The sequence below is a fragment of the Kurthia sibirica genome (assembly GCF_003143975.1).
GTDB lineage: Bacteria > Bacillota > Bacilli > Bacillales_A > Planococcaceae > Kurthia > Kurthia sibirica.
This window is the reverse complement of record NZ_QFVR01000001.1, coordinates 342,651-361,432: the sequence shown is the minus strand read 5'-3', so window position 1 is coordinate 361,432 and position 18,782 is coordinate 342,651. Positions and strand designations below refer to the sequence as shown.

Annotated in this window: 19 protein-coding genes and 1 riboswitch; of the genes, 6 read left to right on the top strand and 13 right to left on the bottom strand. The window is 37.5% G+C overall.

Annotation, left to right across the window (positions count from 1 at the left end; genetic code table 11):
* Nucleotides 1-857: 857 nt before the first annotated feature.
* The 4 genes from DEX24_RS01710 to DEX24_RS01695 all read right to left on the bottom strand — a co-directional run bounded on the left by DEX24_RS01710 (nt 858) and on the right by DEX24_RS01695 (nt 5,272).
* Complete coding sequence (locus DEX24_RS01710) at nt 858-1,817, bottom strand: YpdA family putative bacillithiol disulfide reductase (RefSeq protein ID WP_109304657.1); 960 nt, start codon at nt 1,815-1,817, stop codon at nt 858-860.
* A 130-nt stretch (nt 1,818-1,947) separates the two neighbouring features.
* Nucleotides 1,948-2,715 (bottom strand): LysM peptidoglycan-binding domain-containing protein, encoded by a 768-nt coding sequence (locus tag DEX24_RS17000; RefSeq protein ID WP_146192956.1) that lies wholly within the window; start codon nt 2,713-2,715, stop codon nt 1,948-1,950.
* A gap of 78 nt (nt 2,716-2,793) precedes the next feature.
* Nucleotides 2,794-4,239, bottom strand: a complete 1,446-nt coding sequence (locus DEX24_RS01700) for a RecQ family ATP-dependent DNA helicase (protein WP_109304656.1) — start codon at nt 4,237-4,239, stop codon at nt 2,794-2,796.
* The gene (locus DEX24_RS01695; protein ID WP_109304655.1) at nt 4,226-5,272 is read right to left on the bottom strand and encodes a YpbB family protein; all 1,047 of its coding nucleotides are present in this window, start codon (nt 5,270-5,272) and stop codon (nt 4,226-4,228) included. Before DEX24_RS01695 ends, DEX24_RS01700 begins: the two co-directional genes overlap by 14 nt.
* A 105-nt stretch (nt 5,273-5,377) precedes the next feature.
* On the opposite strand from DEX24_RS01695, the gene DEX24_RS01690 reads away from it, so the two are divergent.
* The 3 genes from DEX24_RS01690 (at nt 5,378) to DEX24_RS01680 (ending at nt 6,867) form a co-directional block, all read left to right on the top strand.
* A complete protein-coding gene (locus DEX24_RS01690; RefSeq protein ID WP_109304654.1) occupies nt 5,378-5,626 on the top strand; it encodes a ferredoxin in 249 nt (82 codons plus the stop codon).
* A 180-nt stretch (nt 5,627-5,806) separates the two neighbouring features.
* Nucleotides 5,807-6,010 (top strand): hypothetical protein, encoded by a 204-nt coding sequence (locus tag DEX24_RS01685; RefSeq protein WP_109304653.1) that lies wholly within the window; start codon nt 5,807-5,809, stop codon nt 6,008-6,010.
* A 74-nt stretch (nt 6,011-6,084) separates the two neighbouring features.
* Nucleotides 6,085-6,867, top strand: coding sequence for an enoyl-ACP reductase FabI (locus DEX24_RS01680; protein WP_109304652.1), 783 nt, complete (start codon nt 6,085-6,087; stop codon nt 6,865-6,867).
* A gap of 56 nt (nt 6,868-6,923) precedes the next feature.
* On the opposite strand, the gene DEX24_RS01675 is transcribed toward DEX24_RS01680, so the two are convergent.
* Both DEX24_RS01675 and DEX24_RS01670 read right to left on the bottom strand, forming a co-directional pair.
* Nucleotides 6,924-7,937: an NAD(P)H-dependent flavin oxidoreductase gene (locus DEX24_RS01675; RefSeq protein ID WP_109304651.1), complete on the bottom strand. Its 1,014-nt coding sequence runs from the start codon at nt 7,935-7,937 to the stop codon at nt 6,924-6,926.
* A gap of 11 nt (nt 7,938-7,948) precedes the next feature.
* Entirely contained in the window at nt 7,949-9,121 is a 1,173-nt protein-coding gene (locus tag DEX24_RS01670) for an MFS transporter (protein WP_109304650.1), read from the bottom strand.
* Between the two features lie 412 nt (nt 9,122-9,533).
* Between DEX24_RS01670 and DEX24_RS01665 the strand changes: the two genes are divergently transcribed.
* Complete coding sequence (locus DEX24_RS01665; RefSeq protein ID WP_109304649.1) at nt 9,534-10,112, top strand: metallophosphoesterase family protein; 579 nt, start codon at nt 9,534-9,536, stop codon at nt 10,110-10,112.
* Nucleotides 10,113-10,127: 15 nt separating this feature from the next.
* Nucleotides 10,128-11,009, top strand: a complete 882-nt coding sequence (locus DEX24_RS01660; RefSeq protein WP_109304648.1) for a LysR family transcriptional regulator — start codon at nt 10,128-10,130, stop codon at nt 11,007-11,009.
* Nucleotides 11,010-11,411: 402 nt separating this feature from the next.
* On the opposite strand, the gene trhO is transcribed toward DEX24_RS01660, so the two are convergent.
* Nucleotides 11,412-12,377 carry an oxygen-dependent tRNA uridine(34) hydroxylase TrhO gene (gene trhO, locus DEX24_RS01655; RefSeq protein ID WP_109304647.1) on the bottom strand — a complete coding sequence of 322 codons (966 nt, stop codon included), beginning with the start codon at nt 12,375-12,377 and terminating at the stop codon, nt 11,412-11,414.
* A gap of 244 nt (nt 12,378-12,621) precedes the next feature.
* On the opposite strand from trhO, the gene DEX24_RS01650 reads away from it, so the two are divergent.
* Nucleotides 12,622-13,182 (top strand): biotin transporter BioY, encoded by a 561-nt coding sequence (locus DEX24_RS01650; protein ID WP_246131542.1) that lies wholly within the window; start codon nt 12,622-12,624, stop codon nt 13,180-13,182.
* Between the two features lie 46 nt (nt 13,183-13,228).
* Here DEX24_RS01650 and DEX24_RS01645 read toward each other — a convergent pair whose 3' ends face one another.
* From DEX24_RS01645 to DEX24_RS17075, 6 genes are all read right to left on the bottom strand, one after another.
* Nucleotides 13,229-14,284, bottom strand: coding sequence for a phosphotransferase family protein (locus DEX24_RS01645; protein ID WP_307725587.1), 1,056 nt, complete (start codon nt 14,282-14,284; stop codon nt 13,229-13,231).
* On the bottom strand, nt 14,281-14,838 hold the full coding sequence (locus DEX24_RS01640) for a TetR/AcrR family transcriptional regulator (RefSeq protein WP_109304646.1): 558 nt from the start codon (nt 14,836-14,838) through the stop codon (nt 14,281-14,283). Before DEX24_RS01640 ends, DEX24_RS01645 begins: the two co-directional genes overlap by 4 nt.
* 18 nt (nt 14,839-14,856) lie before the next feature.
* Nucleotides 14,857-15,633, bottom strand: a complete 777-nt coding sequence (locus tag DEX24_RS01635) for an SDR family oxidoreductase (RefSeq protein ID WP_109304645.1) — start codon at nt 15,631-15,633, stop codon at nt 14,857-14,859.
* Between the two features lies 1 nt (nt 15,634).
* Nucleotides 15,635-16,873: an acyl-CoA dehydrogenase family protein gene (locus DEX24_RS01630; RefSeq protein WP_109304644.1), complete on the bottom strand. Its 1,239-nt coding sequence runs from the start codon at nt 16,871-16,873 to the stop codon at nt 15,635-15,637.
* A 256-nt stretch (nt 16,874-17,129) separates the two neighbouring features.
* A complete protein-coding gene (locus tag DEX24_RS01625; RefSeq protein ID WP_109304643.1) occupies nt 17,130-17,708 on the bottom strand; it encodes an ECF transporter S component in 579 nt (192 codons plus the stop codon).
* Nucleotides 17,709-17,866: 158 nt separating this feature from the next.
* Nucleotides 17,867-18,001, bottom strand: a riboswitch (FMN riboswitch).
* Nucleotides 18,002-18,485: 484 nt separating this feature from the next.
* Nucleotides 18,486-18,626 (bottom strand): hypothetical protein, encoded by a 141-nt coding sequence (locus tag DEX24_RS17075; RefSeq protein ID WP_170112801.1) that lies wholly within the window; start codon nt 18,624-18,626, stop codon nt 18,486-18,488.
* Between the last annotated feature and the right edge of the window lie 156 nt (nt 18,627-18,782).

The following is an 18,782-nucleotide window of genomic DNA, read 5'->3' as shown; positions in this document are numbered from 1 at the left end:
CGGAAGCACCCGGACTGAGCGAAGCGAGGGAGAAGGCTGGAGCCGTGCCCGCGAAAAGCGTCCGCCGGAACGGAATCAACGGCTACGAGGAAAAGCGAGGACAGGAACGAAATTCGTTCCTGTCCTCACTTTTCTGTGCATAAGTGGACTTTTTCAGTGCCCTCTTTAATGGAGGTGTCTTTTTATGGTTACAAGAGTTAGTCACCCTAAAAAATAAAAACGAGCGTATTGGAAATGAAATGAGTCTGTATTCCAGTGAAAAAAATTTTAAAGGACAAGGAATTGGAGTGGAAATAGCACCAAAATAGTCATGAGTTAGTTGGGAAATTGAGCGTACTTCGAACAAAAAGGTTAAACGAGATCAATGCATAGTTGAACTATGTAAGTGGCATAAATAGAGATCAAGCTATCGAAAAACCAAGGCATTGTGGTTGGATGAATCAACCAATGATGTATCCTTTCGAGTAGTATTGATTTCTGTAATAGCAAAGGAATTGCCCAAATAATCGGCTGTAAACAAGAGAGCGCATTTGTGCTCAATACATTAAACCAGCTTCCCTACGTTTTCGGAAAGGTGTAATTTTACAGCTATCAACAGGCTGTAAAAGAAAAAGGAATTACCATGCGTATGTCCTGCAAGACACACTCATTGATAATTCCCCAGTTGAAGCGGTTCATTCCACTCTACATTCTCCCTTAACCCTACTTATCGTACAATAAATGCCTATCTGATCAATAGTGTCGAAGAATATATTAATTGCTATAATCAACGCTAAATTCAAACAAATCTACATAGCCAATAGCTCGTAAATAAGCTATTTTCTTCGTGTCTCAACACGTAGTGTAGTGCTAAGCTTCTATTTCGCTTGAATGCATGCTGCGATTTGCGCACCATGAAAGCGACCATTCTCGATAAAAATTTCATTGGCATTATTCCCTGCAGCGATTACACCTGCAATAAATAACCCCTCAATATTTGTTTCCATCGTCTCCTCATTAAAGTGAGGACGCCCTGTTTCTTCATCGACAATAACGCCCATTTCACGAATGAAATCATGATCTGGGTGATAACCAGTCATGGCAAAAACAAAGTCGTTTTTCAGACGTTTTTCAACACCCTTTTCTATAATAACTGCTTCGGTTGCGGTAACTTCTTTCAAATCTGTCTCAAATAACATATTTACTTCACCATTTTTTGCTAATGCAGCAAAGTCTGGTAAAACCCAAGGCTTTATACTAGGTGAATATTGTGAACCACGATAGACCACGGTTACGCGAGCACCGGCTTTATATAAAGCTAGACCAGCATCAATTGCCGAGTTTTTACCTCCAACAATTAAAATATCTGTATCAAAATATGGATGACCCTCTTTAAAGTAATGTTTCACTTTCGAGAGATTTTCCCCAGGTATATTCATATAGTTTGGATGATCATAATACCCCGTAGCGATAATGACATTTTTCGTACAATAAATATCCTTATCCGTCGTAACAACGAAGTGCTGCCCTTCTTTTTTCACATGAGTAACCGCTTCAAAACGATGGATTGCTAATTCTTTTAATTTTACGACTTCCCGATAATATACGAGCGCTTGATTGCGCTTTGGTTTTTGTTCTTCAATAATAAATGGCACATCACCAATGGCTAATTTTTCACTCGAACTAAAAAACGTTTGATGTGTTGGGTAATTAAAAATGGCATTGACAATATTCCCCTTTTCAATAACGATTGGTTGTAAACCTATTTCTTGTAAAGATATTGCAGCTGCTAGTCCACATGGACCGCCTCCAACAATAATAGCATCTTCATATCGCATAATTAGAGTCACTCCTTTTAAACATTCCCTATTATTATACGCTTATTTTGACCGAATAACATGTATTTTATGTCTACTGAATAGAGAAAAACCTTGTAAATAAACGTTCATTTACAAGGTTTCTTTAAAACTATTTGAATAAAGCGACCTTTGTCCCCGCTGGAACACGATCTGCACTAATACCATTTAGTTGTTTAATTTGATCGACCATCGCTTCGCTGCCATAATAACGAATTGAAATACTTTGAATCGTATCGCCTTCAACCGCATTATGTAAATAACCACCTTGAATCGCGTTTTTATAGGCGCTTGATTGTGTATTTACCGCTTCGGTATTTTTTTCTTTATCCGCTTTTTCTTTGTCTGCTTTTTCTTTAGCTGCTTTCTCTTTGTCTGCTTTTTCTTTAGCTGCTTTCTCTTTGTCTGCTTTTTCTTTAGCTGCTTTTTCTTTAGCTGCTTTTTCTTTGTCTGCTTTTTCTTTAGCTGCTTTTTCTTTAGCGACTTTTTCTTTAGCTGTATTTTTTTCAGTCGAATCTTTATCTGCTTTCGCTTGAGTATCTGTTGTTTTACCTTCATCTACTGTTGGCGTAGGTGTCGGAATATTTTCCCCACTATTTTTTTCAATCATAACATTCCCAGCACTTTTTTCTGATTTCACTGCTTTTTCAGGTTCATTGCTGAATACTAAATTGTACACTAAAATCGCTACTGGGATCATGACGAATAGCACTGCTAAAACGGTTAATAATGAATTATTTTTATTTTTTTTAGGTTTACGATTATTATTGCGTTTGTCACTACGGGACATTCTTGTAGGTCTTCCACTCGTCCCTTTTGACTCAACATCGATTGATTGACGATGTTCTTCTATACTCTCTTTATAATCATTCTGAGACATGTATATCCCCCTGTTCACTATATGATAATAATTATATTATGACTAAACTCATACGAAATGTAAATAAATCGCTATGCATTACATAGGAAATATATCATGCATTCTTTGCTCCCAAGACATTGTTTCTTCAAAATAGGTAGTTTTTTGTTGTTTTTTCATAATAATATCTTGTTGCAAACCACATATAGAACAACAATTTTCTGGCTTTTCTGTCAGTTGCTGACCAAAGTAATCGCTTAACTGTTGGCGAATACACCCGTTGTTTATTAAAATAGTGACGAGATGACCCAGTTCCGCTACTTTATTGGTCATCAGTGCATCGATTTGGTGTATCACAGCCTGCGTAGTCTTCAATTCTTCCATCCAATACATTAATATTCTCAATGTGGTTTCTCGAATCAGTTGCTCGTCTAACATCTCGTTAACAGGCCTATTTGCGGCTTGAAAAACGGCATATTGTTCAATTTGAAAAGGGGTAGGATAATCCATCAATACAATGTTTTGCGTATATTGCTCATCATGCTCACAGTAAAGAACCGTCGCAAGCGCTTGCTGTCCATCGCGCCCAGCCCGACCAACTTCTTGCATATAATTTGCTACAGCACTTGGAATATGGTCATGAATCACTTGACGAATATCCGCCTTATGTACCCCCATACCAAATGCATTTGTCGCAACAATCCACTGAATTTCATCATGTAAAAACTGATGCTGAATCAATTGACGATCTTCCTGTTCCATTCCAGCATGGTATGCCGCTGCGCGGATGCCTTTTCCCAGCAATAAATTTGCAAATTCAATCGTCCTTTTTCGAGACTGTGTATATATAATACCCGGACCATTGTCATTTTGAACATTATTTTCCAACCAAGTTATTTTTTCAGCAGAATGCGCTAACTTTACTAGCTGATACGCAATATTTTTACGATCAACAGGAGCAATCCATTCAAAGGGTTCCATCATCGACAAATATTTTTTTATATCATCAATAACTTCTGTCGTAGCAGTAGCCGTCAAAGCAATTATCGGCGGTCTTGAAGCATTGTTAAATAATTGACCTATTTTTAAGTACTGTGGTCTAAAATCAAACCCCCACTGTGAGATACAATGCGCTTCATCTACGGCAATTAAAGCTAAATTCACATCGGCAATTGCGTGTTGGAAATTCTCTGTTGTTAACATTTCTGGCGACACGAAAATAAAGCGATAAGCTGATAAATTAGCAAACGCCAGTTTTTTATCTTGCCAGTTTAAAAATGAATTAATGGCAATTACTCTTTTTTCACCAAGAAGCTTCAGCTGCTCAACCTGATCTTGCATCAATGATAATAATGGTGAAATAATCAAAACACTTCCAGCTAGTGCATAAGCAGGCAATTGGTAGCAGAGTGATTTACCGCTTCCTGTTGGTAGTAAGGTAACTACATCTTGGCCTTTTATCACGGCCTCTATCACCTCTTTTTGTCCCGCTCGGAAAGAGGAATAGCCGAATTGATCGTTTAAAATCTGCTCAAGTCTGCCCATCTTGTTGACCACCTCTCCAAGCTAAAACAAGCCTAATTTGAAAGTAACTAATATGTGGCACTACATCTTTTATTGGTTTCAATTTCTTGTCTGAAACCGTCATAAGAACAGTTGAAATTTCATCAAGTTTTACCTTTGAGATAAACTTGTCAATCATAAAAGTCGGATCGCTCATCGCCATTTCGACGATATGATCTTCAATTGTATTAATCTTTAAACGTCGCATTGTAGCAATTTGTTCCAGTGTGTATCCTTTTTTTAGAAGTGCAACTGTTTTTTGTGTCGATTCAGTTAATACTGTCGACACTTTCACGGACTGTAACAATGGTTGCAATAATGTTAATTGTTTATTGTCGAAAATTATAGCTAATAAACTATGTAATCCATGCACAAATTGAATGTGTAAATCTAATTCAGTATACCCGGATTTTTGCGCGAGTTGACTCCATGTCCAACCACTTAGTTGAAAACCAGTTAAACGGTATACAATCAGATTTTTCACAAGTTCTGTTGTCGGCATCTCTTGCAATGCAAAATACAATTGTTTGCGAAATTCTCGCTTTACTGTCTCTTCGTTATAATGAATGGTTAATAAATAATGGCGCACAAAAATTTGCGTTTGCTCCTCTTTTACAATTGGTGAAAAACGCTTCTTAGATGCTATACTATTTGAAATGGATTGTGTAACTAATTGTAGTCGGCTAAAAAATAAATGCTCACGACCGCGAAGAAACCAACCATTAAAATATGTTTTATTTGTGTCAATGAATTCCATCCCTAAAGCCGTCACTGAAATTTTTTGCTGTTCGTCTATCGCCAGCCATTTTTTTTGTTCAAGTGCCTCAATGGCTTGAGCGTACTGGTCCTTTGATAGCTTAGGCATTAAATGAAAATATGGTTTTACATGAAAAAGCCCGACATCTTGAATTGTTTGACCCGATTTTTTCCCTTTTAATAAATGAAAAGCTGAAAAAACGGTTCTTTGTCCATCATACTTTTGATGTATTTGCAGTAGGAGTTGTTCAAAAAACAATGTTAATTCCTCCTCGAATCGGTTATTATGGTTGAAATGAAATGAAAAGCGTTTTAAAATGAAAGTTGTAGATTGATGTAGCGAAACAAAGGAGAGATTTATATAATGGCTAAGTTTACAATAGTAGACGCAGATACATGCATAGCTTGCGGAGCTTGTGGCGCAGCTGCACCAGATGTTTATGATTACGATGATGAAGGCATTGCCTTTGTTATTTTAGATAATAACACAGGTACAACCGAAGTTCCAGAAGACCTATTAGAGGATATGGAAGATGCTTTTGAAGGTTGTCCAACTGACTCAATTAAAGTGGCAGATGAGTCATTTGATGGCGATGCATTAAAATACGAATAATTATTTTAAAGAATGCGAGCAGCTAATTATTTAGCTTTGCTCGTATTTTTTATTTATATGATACTATTTTAAATTTTTAATACCTTTTATTTTAATTTTCTTTTAATTCAGTTTATACTAATGGTTAATTGGGTAGAGGAACTTAGACCTATACTTTATTTTACAAAAGGAGGGATTATTGTGAGATCTATTTTATTCGGTGCCACGCAGATTACTCTTTTTATAATTTGTGGTGCTGCTTACGCCGAACTTGCTAGCCATTTTGCACCACTTTATTCACTGGATACTACCGTTCGTGAAATTGCTTTCTTCTCCATCACAATTATCTCTAGTTTTTTTTCAGTACTTCTCATAAATAATGTATTTGGTCTATCATCAAAATAATAGTTGCATTACCCTACATTCTACGTTAAAATTTAGTATCAGGTACTAATAGTAACTATATGTAGGAGGCTATTATGGAAAATTTATTAAACTTTACAGGGAAAAATATCGTCGTAATGGGTGTGGCAAATGATCGGAGTATTGCATGGGGAATTGCTAAAACTCTCTTTTCTGCTGGTGCTCATATTACATTTACATATCGCAAAGAACGTTCTCTTTCAAAGCTAGAGAAATTATTGTCAACAGTTGATCCTTCAACTTACTCAGTCGTTCAATGTGACGTCAATAGTGATGACAGTATCCAAGAAGCGTTCACCACAATTGGCACAGAACGTAAAGTCATTCATGGCATCGTTCATTCAGTAGCTTCTTCATTATCTGAGGATTTGAAAAACCGCTTTTTAGAAACATCTCGTGAAGGATACGCCTTTGCACAAGACACGAGTGCTTATTCATTGATTGCTGTAGCAAAAGCTGCACATCCTTATATGACGGATCAGGGTTCAATCGTTACGATGAGTTACTTAGGCGCTGAACGTGTCTTGGATGGCTACAATGTCATGGGTATTGCAAAAGCTGCACTTGAAGCAAATGTTCGTTATTTAGCAGCAGATATCGGTCGAGATAATATTCGCGTTAATGCTATTTCTGCCGGTGCCGTGAAAACTATTTCTGCCAAAGCAGTACCTTCCTTCAACCAAATTTTAAATAAAATCGAAGAAACTGCTCCACTACGCCGCAATATCACACAACAAGAAGTGGCAAATATGACGCTTGTCATGTTAAGTCCTATCTCGAGCGGTGTTACAGGTGAAACAACATATGTTGATGCTGGTTATAATATCCTAGGTATTTAAACATTAAAACCCCCCTCTTTTCAATTTAGAAAAGAGGGGGGTTTTATATTATTCAATTATTCTGATAGTAAACGCTGGATTATTGTCGCCACTGAACCGCCCTTGCATAAAAACAAAGACGACCCTGCCCATAATGACATATTATCCGCATTATTCGCAGCTTTCGCTCTCGCTCTAATTCCTTTAGTCATATCATTTTGATAAGGAAAAGGTGCAGTTGGAAGCATGCGCATTTTGTCAATAAAGCTATTGCTAATACCGCGTGCTGCCTTACCTGAAAAAACATTCGTGATGACGGTGGTATCTTTTGAAGCATTTAAAATCGCTTTCTTATGTGCAGACGGTGCACTGCTTTCATCACTAACAATCAATAGTGTGCCAATCATTACGGCATCCACACCCATTTCAATATAATGATCAATTTGCTGTTTTGTCGCGATTCCTCCTGCAACAATAAGCGATTTAGTAGTTATTGCTTGCGCTTGTTTTAACAAATCATCAAGTGGAATATATTGAAGCGGTTCGATAAAAGATGCACGATGTCCTCCAGCTTCTTGTCCTTGCAAACAAATGGCATCTATGCCTAACTCGTCAATTGCACATACCTCTTCCGCTGTTGTCGCGGTAGCAATCGTAAAAATATTATTCTTTTTTAATTGTTGCAATTGACTATATGTCGGTAAACCAAATGTAAATGAGCATGCTGCTACACCTTCTTCGATTACGATATCCAATTGGTCATCAAATACTGGATTCGATAATTTCATCTCATCTCTGCGCACAGAGTCATCTATATTGGCATCAATCAGCGCTTGTCTTGCGATAGCAATTTCATGCTTTACTACCGGTGGTATTTCATGAGCAAATAAATTAATCATAAATGGTTTATTCGTTTGTGCTTTCACTTGGCGAATAAAATCACGTGTTTTTTCTGCTGACAAATACCCTGCGCCGATCGAACCCAATATTCCAGCATCCAAACTTGCTACAACCATATCTACCGTTGTAATACCAGCCATTGGCGCTTGAATAATTGGATACTTCATACATAGTTCTTCAACAATACTCAATAGAAATCCCCCTAACCGAATTCTTTCGGTGTTCTCCAAAAACAGGCAATAACTAAACTAATCGTTAACACAACCATCGAAAAAACATAGGGTGAGTGTGGCTGGAAGTCAAATAACATTCCGGCTACAATGGGGCCAATAATATTCCCTATACTTGTAAAAGTTGAGTTTAACCCACTGACAAATCCTTGGTCGTTACCAGCAATTTTTGATAAATAAGTCGTTAGTGCTGGTCTTATTAAATCAAATGTTAGAAATACAATAATAGTAACCGTTAAAATCCACATAAATGATTTTGCTGTAATCATGAAAATCATCATGATTGCAGCTATTAAAAGACAGAGACGAATCAATCCGATTTCGCCAAATTTTCTCGTTAACCCATCGAATAAGAAAAGTTGGAAAATCGTGCCTACTACTCCACTAATCGTTAATAGAATAGCGATATCTGTTACGGTAAAACTAAATTGATGGTCAAGAAAAAGCCCATAAATCGTTTCGTATGCAGCCAGGCCAAATGATGCTATTAAAATGATGAGAAATGGAATGAAATATAGTGGCTGCGCTAGTGTGCGCCACCCTGTAATTGCCGTATCCTCGGATGGTTTCTTGTTGTTTGCCTCGCTTGGCTTATGCGGCTCTTTTAAGTAAATAAGAGAGAAAAGAGCGCCAATAAATCCTAATCCTGCTGCAGTAAAAAATGGTAATCTCGTATCAACCTCTGCCAAAAAACCACCTAATCCCGGACCTAAGATAAAACCGGTATTGATTGCAGCTGAAACATACCCCATCGCTTTTGGTCTTTGTTTCAACGTGGTAATATCTGCAACATAGGCCGTAATTGCTGGCATAGTAAAGGCTGCACTAACCCCACCAATAAAACGTGCTAAATAGAGAAGTGATACTGTGTGACCCATCGCAAAAAGTAATTCTGATATTCCAAAAATCACCATGCCTATGACGATCATTTTCTTTCTACCAAAACGATCGACCCATTTACCAGCAAATGGTGATATTAAAAGCTGGGTGAATGAGAAAGCTGCGACTAAGTAGCCCATGGTTTGACCATCTAAATTCATTTCTCGCATGATTGTAGGCATTACAGGTACAATTAAACCGATACCGAGAAAGACAACTAGTAGATTTGATAAAACCAGCCAAATGACCGGATTTAATTTACCCATTATAGTAATCCTCCTACGATTTTTAGTACCTAGAATCTACTATACACTATTCAGACGTTGTTAAATAATAAATAATATGGAAATTAAAAAGAAACAATAATCAAATCCATATTACTGATAATCCCCTTCTTAATTCACTACCAAAAAAGGGTATTTATTACCAATCAACAATATAACGCTATTAATTTTCTCGTACTACTTATGTAATAAGACCGATTTATAAATGATGGACACCAAAATCTATTACGTTGTAGCACAATCTACTTATCACTTTTAGACAGTCGCAATGAACGTCCATTTAGTTCACTGTTTCCAACAGTTTTGAAAAAAGGAGCACTTTTAAATAATATCGTAATTGACATGAAATCATATGTGATACACTACATATATATCGTAAAAAAGGAGTTTTGACATGAGATATGCACTAATTGGAGACCTTCATTCAAATATCGATGATACAAAGGCTGTATTAAACCATATTAAAAGCATGCAACAACCCTTAGAAATTATTGCCTTAGGTGACCTTTTCGAATGTACCATCAGTAAAAAGAAGGCTCAAAAGGCAACTGCAATTCCTTTACATGATGCCGCTGATATTAAACGATCTTTTCTTGAATTACTGACATTCCCTTCAATTATAGGTAATCAGGAACAACGCATTATGGCTGCAACAGATACCAAAATTTTTTCTACGATGCCAGAGACATTGTCGATTGATGGCGCACGCTTAATTCATGGACATCAATTTGATTGGTCTGATGATTGGGTTGCCGACCCTAAAAAATTCAGTGAACATCTCGTTTTTTTCGGTCACAGTCATCAATCAATGCTTTTGCGCAAAGGAAAGCAAAAAAAATTCAAATTTAATGATAGTATGCATTTAAAAAAGAAACGTTATTCCATTAATGTTGGTTCCGTTGTTCATAACCGTGAATGGTGTCTTTATGATTCTGATACACGCACCATCACCTTTATGAAAGCACATGAATAATGAGGAGGGAATTTTATGGAATGGCAGCAGCTCGAATATTTTCAAATGCTCGCAAAAATTCAACATATGACAAAGGCTGCAGAGCTACTATCTATCTCACAACCGGCGCTTAGTCGCTCAATTGCACGATTAGAAGATGAACTTGGCGTACCTCTTTTTGAGAGACGAGGCCGTTCAATTAGCTTGAATCGTTACGGAGAGCTGTTCGTCAAACGTGTACACAATATTATGCTCGAGTATCAGGCAGGGTTGAGTGAAATCCAACAAATTATCGATCCAAATCACGGGGAAGTATCGCTTGGTTTTTTACATACACTTGGAACAAATGTCGTTCCCGATGTTATTCGACATTTTCGTGAAGAACATGAAAATATCCACTTTTCACTCAAACAAAACCATACCCATTTGCAACTACTTGCTTTGCAAAATGGCGATTTAGATTTATGTCTTCTTGCAGAAATGGATGTTGAAAAACCTATTCAATGGCGCGAACTATGGCGTGAAAATTTATTGGCGATCGTACCATCAGATCACCCATTCGCATCAAAATCTTCGATAACATTGGCCGAGCTGGCGACAGAATCATTTGTCTTACTAAAAAAGGGCTATGCCCTCCGCATCCAAATTGATGAGCTCTTTACCGAAAATAATGTGACGCCAAAAATCACATTTGAAGGGGATGAAGTAGCCACGGTCGCTGGTTTTGTGGCAGCTGGTTTAGGGGTTTCTCTACTACCAGAAGGCGATGATATGAATCATTCAAAAGTGACATCCATTCCATTGGAAGATGTTACGGCAGAACGTGTTATTGGTATGGCTTGGTCTGAAGGGCGTTATTTATCACCAGCAGCCAAAAAATTCCAACAATTTATATTTGATTATTTTCAAGATCAATAATTTCTCCAAAAAAGACTAGAATAAAATCTGAGCCAAAATTAAAAGAGCCTGAGACAAATGTATTTTCAACAGAGAAAATCCCGTATGATTTTTCGAAATCATACGGGATTATTCATTTCAATCAATTTGCGCTTCGAAAAACGCTTTACGCGGGCATGGCTTCAAACGCCTCGTCACTGCGTTCTTGTGGGGGTTTCAGCTCCTGCTATTCCCACAGGAGTCGTTTTCTGCGCGTTCAATTGATGTGATTATTTATTGGAAACATACTATTTTTGTTCTGTCCCAGGCTCTTTTTTGCATGCACAGAGACTACTGTATGTACTACCCGCCTCCTTGTTTACACAAAATAAAAAAGACGAATGAGCAGCATATCCACTGCTTATTCGCCTTTAGATTATATTTTTATTGTTCGATTAAATTGTCTAGCTCTTCACCAATTACCGCTAGGCGATCGATTACGTCACTTTGAGACAAGTTGTTACGTTGGACATAACGATTACGTGGACTTACGCGACAAGCGTGCGTACAACCACCAATATGTTTATGCTCATTCTCTTCAGAAGAAAGAATTTGCTCGTTACAACTCGGCTCAGCACAATTAATATAGCGTTCACATGGTGTACCATCAAAATGATCTACCCCAACAATTACATGCTCAACTTGGTTAATCGGTACAGTCAAACGTTCATCAAAGACATACATTTGTCCATCCCATAACTGACCTTTTGTTGTATCATCTTTACCGTAAGTGGCTACACCACCATGTAATTGACCTACATCTCCAAAACCTTCACGCTTCATCCAACCCGAGAATTTTTCACAGCGGATTCCACCTGTACAATAAGTTAACACATTTTTACCTTCGAATAATTCACGATTTTCACGTACCCATTCAGGCGTATCACGGAAATTTTGAACATCTGGGCGAATCGCGCCACGAAAATGACCTACATCATACTCATACGTATTACGCACATCAAGAACAACAGTGTTCTCATCTTTCATTTCCTCTAAGAAATCACTTGGAGATAAATGACGACCTGTTAATTCATGGGGATTGACATCTTCCTCTAATCCTAGATTTACTAGTTCTGGACGAGGGCGTACATGCATTTTTTTGAAAACATGTGTGTCAGAATCATCTATTTTGAAAACAATCCCTTCAAATAACGGATCCACTTTCATCGCTGCCATATACTGTTCTGTTTGCTCAAAATCACCTGAAACCGTTCCATTAATTCCTTCATTGGCTACAAGGATACGACCTTTTAGTCCAATTTCCTTACAAAAAGCTAAATGGTCTTTTGAGAATTGTTCCGGATTTTCAATATCCGCGTAAAAATAATAAAGTAATACTCTGTAATTCATTTGGTTATCCACCTATCATGTAATATTTGCAAGATATTTTCAGATAGTCTGTACTTCTATCGTTGCATGCATCTTTTACATCTCTGTAAAGACAATGTATCTATTATAATATGAATTCTCTTTAAATAAAAGAGTTAAAGCATAATAGAAATTGAAAAAGGCAGTTGACGAATTTATAATAATTATATATATTATAGTAAACCTTATTTAAAAATAGGTTTACACAAAGAGGAGGATTACTATTTTGAAAAATAATCAATTAAAAATGTGGATTGTTTCTGCATTGTTTGCAGCTGTTATCGCGATTTTTGCACAGTTAACGATCCCATTACCCTTAATTCCCATTACAGGGCAAACTTTTGCCATCGGTCTAGCAGTGACCATACTCGGTTTACGCTATGGTTCTTTATCGGTATTATTATACATACTTTTAGGTGCCATTGGCATCCCCGTATTCAGTGGCATGTCCGGTGGATTAGGAATTATTACTGGTCCAACTGGTGGCTATATTATCGGTTTCTTACCTGCGGCACTAGTCATGGGGATTTATTTAGAAAAAACACGTTTTACATCTAGCCATGCTATTATAGCCAATATAATTGGCATGTGCATTACATTGCTGTTTGGTGCGATTTGGTTAAAATATTTTGCCAACCTTTCATGGCCAGCAGCGTTTACATCTGGTATTGCACCTTTTTTAATTGTCGGTGTTTTGAAAGCAATTGCAGCTGCATTAGCCGGTGTTGTTGTACGCCAACGTTTGCTAAGTGCCAAATTACTAACAACAAAAACAGTTTCTCATTAATTGACAGAGGGACGTAGAAATCATGCTGATTTCTACGTCCCTTTCATTATGCCATCTGTTTTATTGCCGCACGAATTGCCACGCCTCCTAACTTACCATAATAGGCAAAACGCTGATCTTCCGTTTGCCCCTTTTTATAACGATCATAAATTTGCAAGGCAATAACTGCTAACTTAAAATAGGCGAACGCCATATAATAATTAATATTCGTCAAATCGCGACCACTTTTTTCTGCATAACGCGCAATCATTTGTTGCCTCGAATAAAAACCATCCAATAATGTTAGGGATTGCTTACCAAATAAATTTTGAATTTCTTCACTATCCGTTGGTCTTACCCAATAACTTAATGCGACACCTACATCTGCAAGTGGGTCACCAACTGTTGTCATTTCCCAATCAAACAGTCCAACAAGTTGCGAAAAATCCTCCGAAAACATCATATTATTAAATTTGAAGTCATAGTGAATAATCGTCGATTGTTGCTCACTTGGTAAATTACTAACTAACCAAGCAACGAGCTCATCAATTCCCTCAATTTGCTCATTTTCCACCCGCTTATAACGTTTGATCCACGAGTGCACTTGACGCTCTAAAAATCCAGTAGGTTTTACTAAATTTACAATAGCTGTTTTTTCATAATCAATAGCATGTAAATCAACTAATGTATCAATCATCATCTCCGACAGTTTTCGTCCTAACTGCGGCGTATAATCTACCGATTTAGGAAATTCAAATTCAATGGTGACACCCTTTTTTCTTTCCATTATAAAAAAAGGGCTACCTAAGATGGATTCATCCTTAGTAAAGACAAAAACATGTGGTATCGAGGCCATTTGTCCTTCCAATGCCTTTAGTATATTGTATTCCCTTTCCATATCATGTGCTTTTGGTGCTAACGGTCCAAGTGGTGGACGACGCAAAACATACTCCTGACCATTGACTTGTAATAAATACGTTAAATTGGATGCACCAGCTGAAAATTGTCGTATAATCAGGTCGTCTGTTGGAATATTTAATGCATCGCGTAAAAATACTGCAAGTTTTTGCTTATCCAATTCTTCACCGGATCTCATAGTGATTATTTCTGCCAAATGGATCACTCCTTTATGCCCGTTAATATCATATTCACAAAGATTGTCGTCAATTCTTCAATGCTCACATCGCCATTTTCATCAAACCATTGATAACTCCAATTCGTCACACCTAATATGCCTAAGGCCACTATTTTTACATGCCCCTTTTTTATCTCGCCATTCGCCATTCCCTGCAGTAAAACTTTTTCTATATTTTGACGAAATTTTTTACGGTACGTAATAATCGTCTGTTCATTGTTATTTTTCAAGTGACGCATTTCACGAAAGAATACGCGACCTGATAAACCATCAGACAAGATACTATGCAAAAGCAATTCAACAATCGCCTCTAGTTTTTTTGTAGCATTCATTGGTTGTTGTAAGATTACTTGCTGCTTTTCTAACAGATTTTTAATATACATCAAGTGAATTTCCATTAGCAATTTTTCTTTGCTATCAAAATAATAGTAGAAAGTCCCTTTTGTCACATCTAAAGCCTGTGTGATATCAACAATGGAGGTGCCTGTAAAACCATTTTTGTCAAACTGCTTCATACTTTCTTCTACTATTCGTGTTCTCATATCCAAATCCCCTTTGTGTTAGAGCGCTGTTGAACCACCGTCTACTGAAATAATTTGTCCTGTCATAAATTGTGATGCTGCGCTAGCTAAAAATACTGCTACACCAGTCAAATCTTCATCCGTACCTAAACGGCCGAGCGGCGTACTATTAATAATATAATCATAGCCATCCACGATTGTTTGATTAGACATTTTAGTCGGGAAAAAGCCAGGTGCAATAGCATTTACTCGTATATTATGTTGCCCCCACTTTACCGCTAAATCTTTTGTAAAGGTCATGACAGCTCCTTTACTCGTGTTGTAACCAATGGTGTCCATAAATGCTGGTGAGCCGCCAAAACCTGCTACAGAGGCTAAATTTATAATAACGCCTTGCTGTTGTTCAATCATATAGCGACCGACCGCTTGACTCATTAAAAATGTCCCTGTTACATTTGTTGCAATTACTTTATCCCATGCCTCTTTTGGCATCTCTACAACGGGCGCACCCCAAGTGGCCCCACTATTATTAATCAAAATATCAATTTCTCCAAAGTGTGCAACTGCGGCATCTACGGTTTTATTAATCTCATTTTCATCAGTCACATCACATTGCAGCGTTAAAATATTGATAGCATACTCTTTTTTAATCGTTTCAGCGACTTCTTGACAATTTGCGAGCTTTCTTGAACAGAGTATAAGATTTGAAATCCCTGCCTCCGCAAAACCTCTTGCCATCGTTGCCCCCAAACCTCTGCCTCCACCAGTAATTAACGCTGTCTTACCTGTCAATTCAAATAATTGTAGGACTGTCATGTTAATGTCCTCCCTTATGCACTTTAAATAATTCATCGTATTTTCTGATTTCTAAGCGTGCAATTTGATCTTTATGCACTTCATCCGGACCATCTGCTAAACGTAATGTTCTTGCTTGTACCCATAAGTACGGTAGAATCGTATCTTCACTAACCCCTTTGGCTCCGAATGCTTGAACTGCACGATCAATGACTTTTTGTGCCATCAGTGGCGCTACAGCTTTAATCATCGCAATTTCTTGTTTTGCTTCTTTATTGCCAACCGTATCCATCATATATGCTGCTTTTAACGTTAGCAGACGGGCCTGTTCAATCTCCATTCTTGACTCCGCAATCCATTCTCGAATAACACCTTGTTGTGCTAATTTTTTCCCGAATGCTATACGTTGTTGTACACGTTTTACCATTAACTCCAATGCGCGTTCTGCCGCACCTATTAGACGCATACAATGGTGGATTCTCCCAGGACCAAGTCGGCCTTGTGCGATTGCAAAGCCCTTTCCCTCTTCCCATAATATATTGGAAGCCGGAACGCGTACATTGTCATATGTAATTTCTGCATGGCCATGTGGCGCATCATCATAGCCATATGTGCTGATCATTCTTTTCACGGTTAAACCTGGTGTATCCATCGGTACGAGAATCATCGATTGCTGTTCATGACGCGACGCTGTCGGGTCGGTCTTGCCCATGACAATCGAAATTTTAGTACGTGGATCTCCAGCTCCCGAACTCCACCATTTGTGACCATTAATCACATAATCATCGCCATCACGGACGATGCTCGTTTCGATATTCGTAGCATCGCTGGATGCGACATCTGGTTCAGTCATGGAAAATGCAGAACGAATTTCTCCGGCTAATAACGGCTCTAACCAATCTTTTTTATGCTGCTCTGAACCATAGCGTTCAAGAACCTCCATATTACCTGTATCAGGTGCATTACAATTAAACACTTCCGGTCCGATTAGCGAACGACCCATTATTTCGCAGAGTGGTGCGTACTCTAAGTTTGTTAAACCGGCACCACGTTCACTTTCAGGTAAAAACAAATTCCATAATCCGGCTTCTTTAGCTTTTTGCATCAACTGTAGTTTAATCGGTGGAATTGCTCCCCAACGATCTTCTTGCGCCGCAAGTTGTTCTTCGTAAACGCTTTCATTTGGGTATACAAAATCATCCATAAACTGTAGCAATCTCCCTCTAAGCTCTTCCACTTTTTTTGAATAACTGAAATTCATATTATTTCCTCCTCTTTCATCACATACTAACCGACCGGTATGTTGGTTGTATTCAAAGCATATCATAGTTAACTAGATCACGCATACTTTTGCTGCTGAATGACGCATACCTTCAGCTAAACTTGATGGTTTTCACATTTGAAGCAGGTGATTTTCCCCTCATAAAAATAAAAAACATTGTCAAAAAATAGCTAGCATCTACGCTAAAATTTCTTGACAATGTTTTAGTTTTTGTTGTACTAAGTTGTGTAATAGCTCAATTAAACGAGTGCTGTTGTTTTGTAATCCATTTATTCATGACTTTGAAAAGTAGTAATGAAACAATCGTTATCAAAATCCCTTTAATAATATTAAATGGTAGAATAGCGATTACGATTGTATTTCTTAACGCTTCACCTGTTTCAACATTCATACCTAGGAAGTAGTTATACATCGGCATAAAGACAAAGTAATTTAATAAACTCATGCCAATTGCCATGGATGCCGTTCCTAATACAAGACCGATTGTTAATCCTTTTCGCGTACTTAGTTTTTTATAAACATAGTATGTTGGAAGAATAAATAATAGTCCTGTTACAAAGTTTGCGATATGGCCAACTGGAACGCCCGTAGGACTTCCCATGTATAACCAATCAATGATATTCTTCAGTAACTCAACCCCGATACCAGCGAGTGGCCCTAAAATAAGCGTGGCAATCAATGCTGGGACATCCCCAAAATCAATTTCTAAAAATTTCGGAAAAATAGGTAGCGGAAAATGAATTAAATGTAGTAAAAAAGCTATGCTACTAAACATTCCTACTATAATCATTTTTTGCAACTTTTTGTTCTTCATATTCTGTTGTCTCCTTTTGCGGATTCACTTCAAAAAGAGGTTAGGTTACGCGTATTTATTGATTGTATTAAAAAACCCCCATGAAATAAATTCATGAGGGAGAATAGGCATAATCAAATAAACGTTGCTCAAATTGGTATTTGAACTTAACGCCATACCTTCACCTTCTCCCATCCAGACTATACTGTCGGCTTTGGAGTTACACCAAATCAACCTTGCGGTTCGCGGGCTCGAGAATAATAAACTATTCTATTACCGCCGGTCGGGAATTGCACCCTGCCCCGAAGATGAATCATATTATTTTATTTTTGTACAGTTTTATCATACAAAAGAAAGTATCAATTGTAAAGTGGATGAACTTAAGATAACGATTTGAGTCATTAGCTCTAAAAAAATTTCTACAACAAGTCATATGAAGACAGTATAAACAAGGCAGCTCAAATGTATTTTACCGTTTAAGATTTTCGTTCTGAAAATGAGGTACTCATGCAAAACCACTTGTTTAACCATAATACAATACGTTTTTTTATAAATCGTTGTGCCGCATTGATAAGATCATAAAACCGTCGTCAAACTGCTCGTAGTCACGAGGAGTCATACTCTAAAAGAGCATCATTTGACAGGATTGATCGGATCATCGATTTTTAAAAATCATCACTCACTTTATTGACAAAGGCAACATTTGGCACAGATGTAAACCAACTTCTTTATACTTTAATGTTAGTAAGATCTTCGCTCTCAATCGATCAAATCGTTTATAACCATATGCATGTCGTTTCATTGATTCATATCCATTACAACGATTTCTACTTGATTACCGAACCTTTGTAAGTACTGGTTCATTTTTTGTATGCGATCCTCATGTACTTTCGAAGTAATGGACTGACAAGCTGGACAAATAGGTGAACGCTTTGGCATTTCTATAAAAAGAGCATACTTGCCCTCAATTTCTTCAACTTTTGTGATTAAAAGAAATAGTGCGTTACTTGTCGGCGGAAAGCTTTCGCTATTTCTAATTGTCTAAAACATGAATTGTTTCGATACCCCAACATATATAATAGAACCCAAAAAAAG

Excerpts from the sequence above, each read along its gene's own strand:
- DEX24_RS01710 (WP_109304657.1), bottom strand. The coding sequence starts at position 1,817 with ATGCGATATGAAGATGCTATTATTGTTGGAGGCGGTCCATGTGGACTA.
- DEX24_RS17000 (WP_146192956.1), bottom strand. The coding sequence starts at position 2,715 with ATGTCTCAGAATGATTATAAAGAGAGTATAGAAGAACATCGTCAATCA.
- DEX24_RS01700 (WP_109304656.1), bottom strand. The coding sequence starts at position 4,239 with ATGGGCAGACTTGAGCAGATTTTAAACGATCAATTCGGCTATTCCTCT.
- DEX24_RS01690 (WP_109304654.1), top strand. The coding sequence starts at position 5,378 with ATGGCTAAGTTTACAATAGTAGACGCAGATACATGCATAGCTTGCGGA.
- DEX24_RS01680 (WP_109304652.1), top strand. The coding sequence starts at position 6,085 with ATGGAAAATTTATTAAACTTTACAGGGAAAAATATCGTCGTAATGGGT.
- DEX24_RS01670 (WP_109304650.1), bottom strand. The coding sequence starts at position 9,121 with ATGGGTAAATTAAATCCGGTCATTTGGCTGGTTTTATCAAATCTACTA.
- DEX24_RS01665 (WP_109304649.1), top strand. The coding sequence starts at position 9,534 with ATGAGATATGCACTAATTGGAGACCTTCATTCAAATATCGATGATACA.
- DEX24_RS01660 (WP_109304648.1), top strand. The coding sequence starts at position 10,128 with ATGGAATGGCAGCAGCTCGAATATTTTCAAATGCTCGCAAAAATTCAA.
- trhO (WP_109304647.1), bottom strand. The coding sequence starts at position 12,377 with ATGAATTACAGAGTATTACTTTATTATTTTTACGCGGATATTGAAAAT.
- DEX24_RS01640 (WP_109304646.1), bottom strand. The coding sequence starts at position 14,838 with ATGAGAACACGAATAGTAGAAGAAAGTATGAAGCAGTTTGACAAAAAT.
- DEX24_RS01635 (WP_109304645.1), bottom strand. The coding sequence starts at position 15,633 with ATGACAGTCCTACAATTATTTGAATTGACAGGTAAGACAGCGTTAATT.
- DEX24_RS01630 (WP_109304644.1), bottom strand. The coding sequence starts at position 16,873 with ATGAATTTCAGTTATTCAAAAAAAGTGGAAGAGCTTAGAGGGAGATTG.
- DEX24_RS01625 (WP_109304643.1), bottom strand. The coding sequence starts at position 17,708 with ATGAAGAACAAAAAGTTGCAAAAAATGATTATAGTAGGAATGTTTAGT.
- DEX24_RS17075 (WP_170112801.1), bottom strand. The coding sequence starts at position 18,626 with ATGCCAAAGCGTTCACCTATTTGTCCAGCTTGTCAGTCCATTACTTCG.